The organism is Peribacillus sp. P4_D6, from assembly GCF_056401795.1.
Genome location: NZ_JBFUIQ010000147.1, coordinates 1 through 8,555 on the forward strand (window position 1 = coordinate 1; position 8,555 = coordinate 8,555).

At 38.6% G+C, this 8,555-nt stretch carries 6 protein-coding genes and 3 rRNA genes; 8 read left to right on the forward strand and 1 reads right to left on the reverse strand.

Going from position 1 to position 8,555, the window contains the following annotated elements; genetic code table 11:
* The 7 genes from AC1DVB_RS23410 to AC1DVB_RS23440 all read left to right on the forward strand — a co-directional run.
* A 23S ribosomal RNA gene (locus AC1DVB_RS23410) occupies positions 1 to 221 on the forward strand; the annotation flags it as partial.
* A 118-nt stretch (positions 222 to 339) separates the two neighbouring features.
* Positions 340 to 455 (forward strand): 5S ribosomal RNA (gene rrf, locus AC1DVB_RS23415).
* 830 nt (positions 456 to 1,285) lie between these two features.
* Positions 1,286 to 2,488: an MFS transporter gene (locus AC1DVB_RS23420; protein WP_057277277.1), complete on the forward strand. Its 1,203-nt coding sequence runs from the start codon at positions 1,286 to 1,288 to the stop codon at positions 2,486 to 2,488.
* A 66-nt stretch (positions 2,489 to 2,554) separates the two neighbouring features.
* Complete coding sequence (gene aroD, locus AC1DVB_RS23425) at positions 2,555 to 3,316, forward strand: type I 3-dehydroquinate dehydratase (RefSeq protein WP_477591175.1); 762 nt, start codon at positions 2,555 to 2,557, stop codon at positions 3,314 to 3,316.
* A gap of 60 nt (positions 3,317 to 3,376) precedes the next feature.
* Positions 3,377 to 4,261 carry a shikimate dehydrogenase gene (locus tag AC1DVB_RS23430; protein ID WP_057277279.1) on the forward strand — a complete coding sequence of 295 codons (885 nt, stop codon included), beginning with the start codon at positions 3,377 to 3,379 and terminating at the stop codon, positions 4,259 to 4,261.
* A gap of 254 nt (positions 4,262 to 4,515) precedes the next feature.
* On the forward strand, positions 4,516 to 5,721 hold the full coding sequence (locus tag AC1DVB_RS23435; protein ID WP_057277280.1) for an MFS transporter: 1,206 nt from the start codon (positions 4,516 to 4,518) through the stop codon (positions 5,719 to 5,721).
* A 232-nt stretch (positions 5,722 to 5,953) separates the two neighbouring features.
* A complete protein-coding gene (locus tag AC1DVB_RS23440) occupies positions 5,954 to 6,967 on the forward strand; it encodes a LacI family DNA-binding transcriptional regulator (protein WP_477591177.1) in 1,014 nt (337 codons plus the stop codon).
* Positions 6,968 to 7,081: 114 nt separating this feature from the next.
* Here the strand turns inward: AC1DVB_RS23440 and AC1DVB_RS23445 are convergent, their stop codons facing one another.
* A complete protein-coding gene (locus tag AC1DVB_RS23445; RefSeq protein ID WP_057277282.1) occupies positions 7,082 to 7,639 on the reverse strand; it encodes a shikimate kinase in 558 nt (185 codons plus the stop codon).
* Between the two features lie 777 nt (positions 7,640 to 8,416).
* Between AC1DVB_RS23445 and AC1DVB_RS23450 the strand changes: the two genes are divergently transcribed.
* Positions 8,417 to 8,555 (forward strand): 16S ribosomal RNA (locus tag AC1DVB_RS23450); the annotation flags it as partial.

Here is an 8,555-nt window from a genome sequence, read left to right on the forward strand (position 1 = left end):
ACCGCTGGTGTACCAGTTGTCTTGCCAAAGGCATAGCTGGGTAGCTACGTGCGGACGGGATAAGTGCTGAAAGCATCTAAGCATGAAGCCCCCCTCAAGATGAGATTTCCCATGGCGCAAGCTAGTAAGATCCCTGAAAGATGATCAGGTTGATAGGTCAGAGGTGGAAGCATGGTGACATGTGGAGCTGACTGATACTAATAGATCGAGGACTTAACCAACGCTTTTTAAAAAATGAAATACCTTCTTCTTATTATCTAGTTTTGAAGGAATGAAAATTTCTTCTTGCATTTTGACTTCATACATGTTATGATAATAAATGTGCTAAAAGATTAAATGTTTGGTGGCGATAGCGAAGAGGTCACACCCGTTCCCATTCCGAACACGGCAGTTAAGCTCTTCAGCGCCAATGGTAGTTGGGGGTTTCCCCCTGTGAGAGTAGGACGCCGCCAAGCCATTTGAAAAGATCAGCCATCGGGCTGGTCTTTTTTTGCGTTAAGAACAAATTATGGAGCCCTGTTATATATATAGAAGCTGTTACATCACCATTGAAAGGGACTGAAATCGAAAATTGTTCATCCTTTTAAATTTAAACCGTTTCGACTATCGTAACTTAGGATATAAGCGAGATATTAGTACTGCCTGCTTAAACAATGGGTTATTAAAATCGAATTGCAAATAACTGGATAATTGATATAAATAAGCAGCAGTACATATATTTTAGCTAAAATGAAATTAATTCAGAAACTGGTACTAAAAATGTGGGGAATATCAAAATAGAAGGAAGCCCTCATAAAGGATAAAATAATTGGTGCCTCTGCAAATAAAAGGTATTCTACCAACTTGTATGAACACTAACGAATACAAGGCAGGGCTGAACTTTTAAGGTAAATGAGATCCAAAATGAGACCTTCGGAATTTAAAAATAATGAGGATGAGGAAATGCTCTATGGTCATTAAGGACTGCTTCATGAGTTTGACACAATTAAATTAGCGCAGTATAATAATCCAGTAGAACGATATACTAAATAAATTTAACTAATTTACGGTAGCATAAATGTTTTTTCAATACTTTTCTAATCGCTTGCATTTAGTAGAACGATATACTAGTAATGCAAAGTTAGTAGAACGATGTACTAACTAGCCGGTTAGTCTATGATGTTTATTGTTTTATTTAGTACGTAATTATTTTTCTTGAATTTATGGTATGGGGCAAGGGGGCAACATCTGAAAGACTTAAGAATCAAATTGCATTTCGATAACTTTTTAAATAGGGGTGTGTTTCATGAAAAATCCATTTATAAAAATGGCCACAGGTTTATATATTAGCTATTTTATTTTAGGCATGATCAATATTATCATTGGATCAAATATGGAAAATTTGTCAAATCAATTAAATACAAGTGCCTCAGGGATAAGTTACTTGGTCTCTGCCATAGGAATCGGTAAGTTAGTTTCTTTATTTTTCGCCGGTAGACTGTCGGATAAATTAGGAAGGAAACCATTTGTTGTTTCAGCATCTTTTATCTACCTGATCTTCCTTATAGGCATACCTTTGGCTCCTAACTATACATTGGCATTTATATTTGCTGTATGTGCTGGTATTGCCAATTCATTTTTGGATGCAGGTACGTATCCAGCACTTATTGAGGCTTTTCAAAAGAAAGCTGGTTCCGCTACCGTATTAGTAAAAGCGTTCGTTTCAATCGGTGCCGCACTTCTTCCATTTATCATGGCGTTCTTTATAGCTAGAGATATGTTTTACGGGTATACATTCTTCTTAATGGCTGCTGTATATCTTGTTAATGGGTTTTTCCTGCTTAAGGTTTCATTCCCGGATCATAAAGCCCAAAGCCAAACTCGGAATGATGAACAAGCTGTGCCGGTTCAACAGCAATTCCTCTCAAAACCGAAGTTTGCTCAGGAAGGTTTGGCCGTCATACTATTAGGCTTCACATCAACTGCTTTATTCATGTTGGTTCAAGTCTGGCTTCCGAACTTCGGACAAGATGTATTGGGGCTAACCCAAGCTAAGGCTGTTCAATTGCTTAGTTACTATAGTATTGGCTCCCTTATTTCTGTCATTTTACTAGCTGTTCTATTGAATAAAGTAATTAAGCCCATTACCGTCATGATTATCTATCCGGTCATTGCTGCATTATCTTTATTGTCACTCATCTACATCCAGCAACCATTTATAACCGTTTTGAGCGCTTTCTTCATAGGGCTTTCAACTGCAGGGGTATTCCAATTAGCCATGACAATAATCACAGAATTCTTCCCTGCCAATAAAGGTACAATCACTTCATATGTAAACATTGCAGGTAGTTCAGCCTTTATCATCATACCTTTCATTACAGGTATCATTTCCAAGAATGCTGGGTTAACTGCGGTCTTCTTGTTTGATGTGGCAATTGCGGCAATTAGTATTTTGTTGGCCGTTTTCGTTGCCTATCGATACAAGAAGGTAATTAAAGTTTCCAATTAAACGGTCTAACCGAACATCAGTGGGGCATGAACCCTACTGATGATATTAATAAAAGGGGGAAACATCATGCAAACAATCACGATCAAAGACGTAACGATCGGAGAAGGGGTTCCAAAAATCATCGTTCCACTAATGGGGACAACGGAAGAAGAACTGCTTAAAGAAGTTGAAACGGTAAATGCGCTACGGCCGGATATCATTGAATGGCGAGTAGATGTCTTTGAACAAGTCGAAAGTTTAGAAGCCGTTTCGGATATGATTTCAAAACTTAGAAGTGCTGTTCCTAGTACTTTGCTGCTTTTCACATTTAGAAGCCATAAAGAAGGCGGAAACAAGCAAATCAGCGATGATTATTATTTCGAACTTCTTCATAAAGCAATTAAAACGAAGAATATTGATCTTGTCGATGTGGAGTTGTTTTTTGAGGAATCACCAGTGAAGGAGACTGTGAAGGTAGCTGAGGAAAATGGCGTATACGTAGTGATGTGTAACCATGATTTCGATAAGACACCAGCAAAAGAAGAAATCATTTACCGATTGCGTAAGATGCAGGAATTGGGCGCCCATATTCCCAAAATCGCTGTAATGCCCCAAACAGTTGGTGACTTACTCGTATTATTAGATGCAACTTACACAATGAAAACAGAGTATGCCGATCGCCCATTCATTACGATGTCAATGTCGGGTACAGGCCTGGTCAGTCGATTATCAGGTGCGGTGTTTGGATCTGCTTGTACATTCGGTGCCGGAAAAGAAGCATCTGCACCAGGGCAAATTCCTGTTGCTCAATTAAGAAATGTATTGGAAATCATTGATCAAAATATTTAACTCATAAATCCTTCCAAGAAGGAATTTATATAAAGTTTAAAAAATCAGGGGGAATAGAACATGGAAAATCTAGGACGAATTAATGGGAAAACAGAATTAGTAGGATTGCTTGCAACACCTATCGGACATTCATTATCACCTGCCATGCATAATTTAGCTTTCGATAAATTAGGCTTGAATTGCGCCTATTTAGCATTTGAGGTTGGAAATGAAGAGCTTGAAGATGCAGTCAAAGGGATGCGTGCATTAAATGTAAAAGGATTTAACGTATCCATGCCTAATAAAATGAAGATCCTTCCATATCTTGATGAATTGGCGGACAGTGCTAAATTTTCAGGAGCCGTTAATACTGTTGTCAATGTCGATGGAAAGTTCGTAGGGCACAGCACTGATGGAATGGGATATACCCGGAACCTAAAAGAAAATGGTATTGATATTAAAGGCAAGAAAATGACTCTTATCGGTTCTGGTGGGGCTGCTACTCCAATTGCCATTCAATCTGCGCTGGAAGGTGTGGCGGAAATCAGCATTTTTGCTCGTGATGATGCATTCTTCCCGCAAGCAGAAGAGAATGCACGAATCATCAATGAGGATATGAAGCATTTAAATGTGAAAGCCAATGTATACCCTCTTGAAAATGTTGAACAATTAAAGGCTGAAATCGCAACTAGTGATATTTTGGCAAATGGAACCGGCGTTGGCATGAAACCACTTGAAGGCCTAAGTGTCATTCAAGACGAATCAATGCTGCGTCCAGATTTAATCGTAACCGATGTTGTTTACATCCCACGAAAATCTAAACTAATGGAACAAGCTGAAGCTGTAGGTGCTACAGCTATTAATGGTCTTGGGATGATGCTTTGGCAAGGGGCACTAGCCTTTGAATTATGGACAGGCCAACAAATGCCTGTTGATTTCATCAAAGAGCAATTGTTTGCAGAATAAAATGATTCCACTCTGGAGATTGCTCTCCAAATAGAGGTTTTTTCATACTCGATGTGCATCTTGTTAAATGATTAAAAAAACCTCGGAGCTAAGAAATGCAGGGCGTGAGATCCCTTGTTTTTCTTAGCGTTTTTTTTTGAAAAGTGGTTTTCATGTAAATGGATAACATAAAGGGGAGACTTCAATGTAATTACATTATGCATGAAGGTGTTATATGGGAGAAACACAACGTGATTTATTATAGGGGTGTAATAATGAAAAATCAGTATTTTAAAGCGGCATCTGGCATGTATATTAACTATTTTCTGCTGGGGATGGTTAATATAATTCTCGCCTCCAACATGCCCTCTTTAACAGAACAATGGGATACGGACTCTACTGGCATTAGTTATCTTATTGCAGCAATAGGAATAGGCAGATTACTCACGTATGGTCTCTCGGGAGTATTATCAGATAAATTTGGAAGAAAACCATTAATCATGGTCTCTTCGGTTATAATGGGCGTTTTTTTAATTGGGATTCCATTTTCTCCCTCATATGAAATGGCCTTTGTATTTGCCTTACTTGCGGGAATTTCCAACTCAGCCATGGATGCTGGTACATATCCGGCGCTAACTGAAATGTTTCCTGAATCTGCTGGTTCCGCGAGTGTTATGGTTAAGGCTTTTGGTTCGCTTGGTGCTACAATCCTGCCATTCATCATCTTGTTTCTTACTACGAACCAATTATTTTACGGGTTTGCATTTTTCGTACCGGCTGTCGTCTATTTCATGAATATGTTTTTGGTGATGTCCGCTTCATTTCCAAGCAAATCCGAAGCTGTCAGTAAAGAAGAGGATTTGCATAGTAACAGGTTCATAACGGAACCAAAATTTTGGAGCGAAGGAGTCGCACTAATCATAATTGGGTTTACATCAACTGCGTTATTTACAGTTTCGCAAATCTGGTTACCGAGTTTCGGCCAGGAAGTCGCAGGGATGCAATCTTCAAGTGCAATTAAATTATTGAGCTATTATAGTGTGGGGTCACTTATTTCCGTCCTGCTATTATCCATCTTATTAAACAAATGGATTAAGCCCGTGACGGTGATATTGCTTTATCCAATGATTACTTTACTTACGGTAATCATCATATTAACGATTCATTCACCTATTGTCTTAAGTATTAGCTCCTTTTTCCTTGGAGCCTCGACAGCTGGGATCTTTCAATTAACCATTGCAATAATGACTGAACTTTTCTGGAGAAAAAAAGGAACTGTAACAGGGATCGTTGCGACGGCATCCAGTTTGGCGAGCGTCATTTTACCAATTGCAACGGGCTTGATCGCTAAGAGTGGGGATATATCGCATATATTTCTTTTTGATTGCTTTATTGCTACTATAGGAATCCTGGCTGCAGCTTTCGTATATTACCGGTATAAGAAATTGACACAGCACCAGACCATATTTAACCATGGCTAAAAATAAAAAATATTGAAGGATTTACTTAAAACTCCATCTTCCGGAACTAGGATGGCGTTTTTTTTTGGACTAATGAATAGTGGATATAGATGTTTTGGCGTGATTAATGATCGTTGAGATTCCCATGTTCCAAAAGCAAGGGTGTAATAATGACAGTAACTATATTATTATTATAGTAAGAACATGATAATAATAAGTACATCAAAAATACATTCAAGATGGTGATTGAACTATGAAACAATCCAAAAAAGGGCGGGTCACGCTGCAACAGGTAGCAAAACATGCTGGGGTATCTACATCCACTGCTTCCCTTATCGTTCGCAATAACCCTCGAATATCGGAAGCGACGCGAAAAAAGGTGCTAAAATCCATGCATGAATTGGGTTATGTTTACGATAGAATTGCAGCAAACCTAAGGTCGCAGAGTTCTGATACTGTAGGAATCATTATTACCGACATATCAAATACCTTTTTTTCTGAATTCCTGATAGGTGTTCACGATGCATTGGATGAGGTAGGGTATACAGTGTTGCTGGGGACTACATTTGACTCGGTTGCCAAGCAAGATCATCTCCTTTCAACCATGATGGAACACAGGGTGGGTGGCCTGATTCTTTGTCCTGTCTCTGAAAGCTCACAAGATACAATTGAACGGTTAAATGAAATTGACACGCCGATGGTGCTTGCTGTCAGGGAACTGCCTGGAGTGAATAGCGACTATGTAGGCATAGATTATCCAGAAGGAGCCAGGATCGCCGTTGATCATCTCCTTGGAAAGGGGCATAAAAGAATTGCGCTCCTTGGTGGCATTAAGGAGTCTTCTACTTGGATCGAGAGAATGGAGGGATACCGTGAAGCTCTTTCAAGAGCGGGATTGGAAGTGGATGAATCGTTGGTGATAGATAGTGCCCCTACACGGGAGGGGGGGCTTGAGGCTGTTTTGAAAGTACTTGACAATCCTAATCCGCCTACCGCAATTTTTTGCTTTAGCGACTTAATTGCCYTTGGTGTTATGCAAGGGTTAATGATGAAAGGAATTACTCCTGGAAAAGATATAGATATCGTTGGGTTCGATAACGTTCCAGTCGCAGAAATCTATCATCCTCCGCTAACGACCATTTCCTCATTCCCTAGACGTATTGGGAAAGAGGCAGCGAATCTCTTGTATCAGCAAATGGAGAAAATAGAACGGGAACAACAGCGAATCATATTGAATCCAGAACTGATTATTAGAGAGTCTTCCTAAAAAAGAAGAATAAAAAGGTGATTAGTTTACAGAGGTTAGGTACCGCTGTGCCCTTTTCATCTTTTCTATTATTCTTTTATTGGGAACATTGATTACATATCAAAAAGGTTTGCCTTACTTAAGCGGTTCATAAATATCCCAGGCCACTTTCAATGAATCGACTATAAAGTCTGCCACTTCATCAACATCTAGATCATTGGTATTCACTTTTGAATGGTGATAGGAGTATATTTCCTGTCTCGTGTAAAAGAGTTCTTCGATTTCCTCAAGGGACCGGCTTTGTAAAACAGGTCTACTATCAATAAGCAAGCCTATTCTCTCTTTCCAGTATTCCCAAGATAAGTCCAGGTAAAAGACGATGCAGTTGGTTAAACAGATATTCCGTATATCCTCTTGTAAAAAGGCCCCGCCTCCAACTGAAATGATTTTCAATTGTTGTTGACTAAGGCTTTCAATCACACTTTTTTCTTTTTCGCGAAAAGCTTTTTCCCCAAACTTCTTGAAGATTTCCGTAGTGGGCATATTGAATTCCTTTTCAATTTCTTGATCTATATCAATAAAGTCCCTATATAATTTCCTGGCTACCTTCTGTCCGATCGTCGTCTTTCCTACCCCCATAAAGCCAATAAAAACGATACTTTGCATCCTCAAAGATGTGTTTTTATTAATCATTTATAAATCCCTCTCCCAACTATTTTTTATAATGATTAAAAGTCTCTCCTGAAATTTTTAAAATATATTTATTATAGTATAAGTAAGTAAAATTGTAAAAAAATTTTTTAATATTTGGACAATGGAACCCTGTGTTTTAGCGGTTTAATGTTTAATAACTCTACCTGGAAGGAGCAATCCGTTTTCAGTATTCGATTGATGCAACTAATTATTCGTTTTCTCATCTATTTAAGTTGTTATTGCCATAACCTATCACTTGCATGGTTTATGGATTTTGCCAAAGGCATTACTTAGTTGAAGGGGAAGCGGTAGTTCAAATGGTTGGGATAAATGATTTTCCTGGATTATATGTTTTAAGAGGAAGACAAGGTGTGACAGGCACATTTATTCCTTATATAAGTGATTAATTCATTTGAAAAGAAAATGTATGAAATGGGTTGACTTAATGGTGGGAAAGGATTAATATAAATAAGCACCAACTAAGACAAACGCAAAACTTCATCGCTTTTGGCAGGTTGCTGAAAGAAATAATAACTATTGACTTCTTACTGTGAAAATGATAAGATGAAATGGTCGCTGAAAAACACAGCGATTTAAAATAAGTTAAAAACTTCGTAGAAGTTGACAACTAATCAATAAGATGTTATGATGAATAAACAGCCGTTCGAAAGAACGATTGTGGAAATTGCTCTTTGAAAACTGAACAAAACAAAGCGCCAACGTTAAATTTTAAGTGAGCACACACTATCAAAAAAGCAAATGAGCAAGTCAAACRTTTCTTCGGAGAGTTTGATCCTGGCTCAGGACGAACGCTGGCGGCGTGCCTAATACATGCAAGTCGAGCGAATCGAYGGGAGCTTGCTCCCTGAGATTAGCGGCGGACGGGTGAGTAACACGTGGGCAACCTGCCTATAAG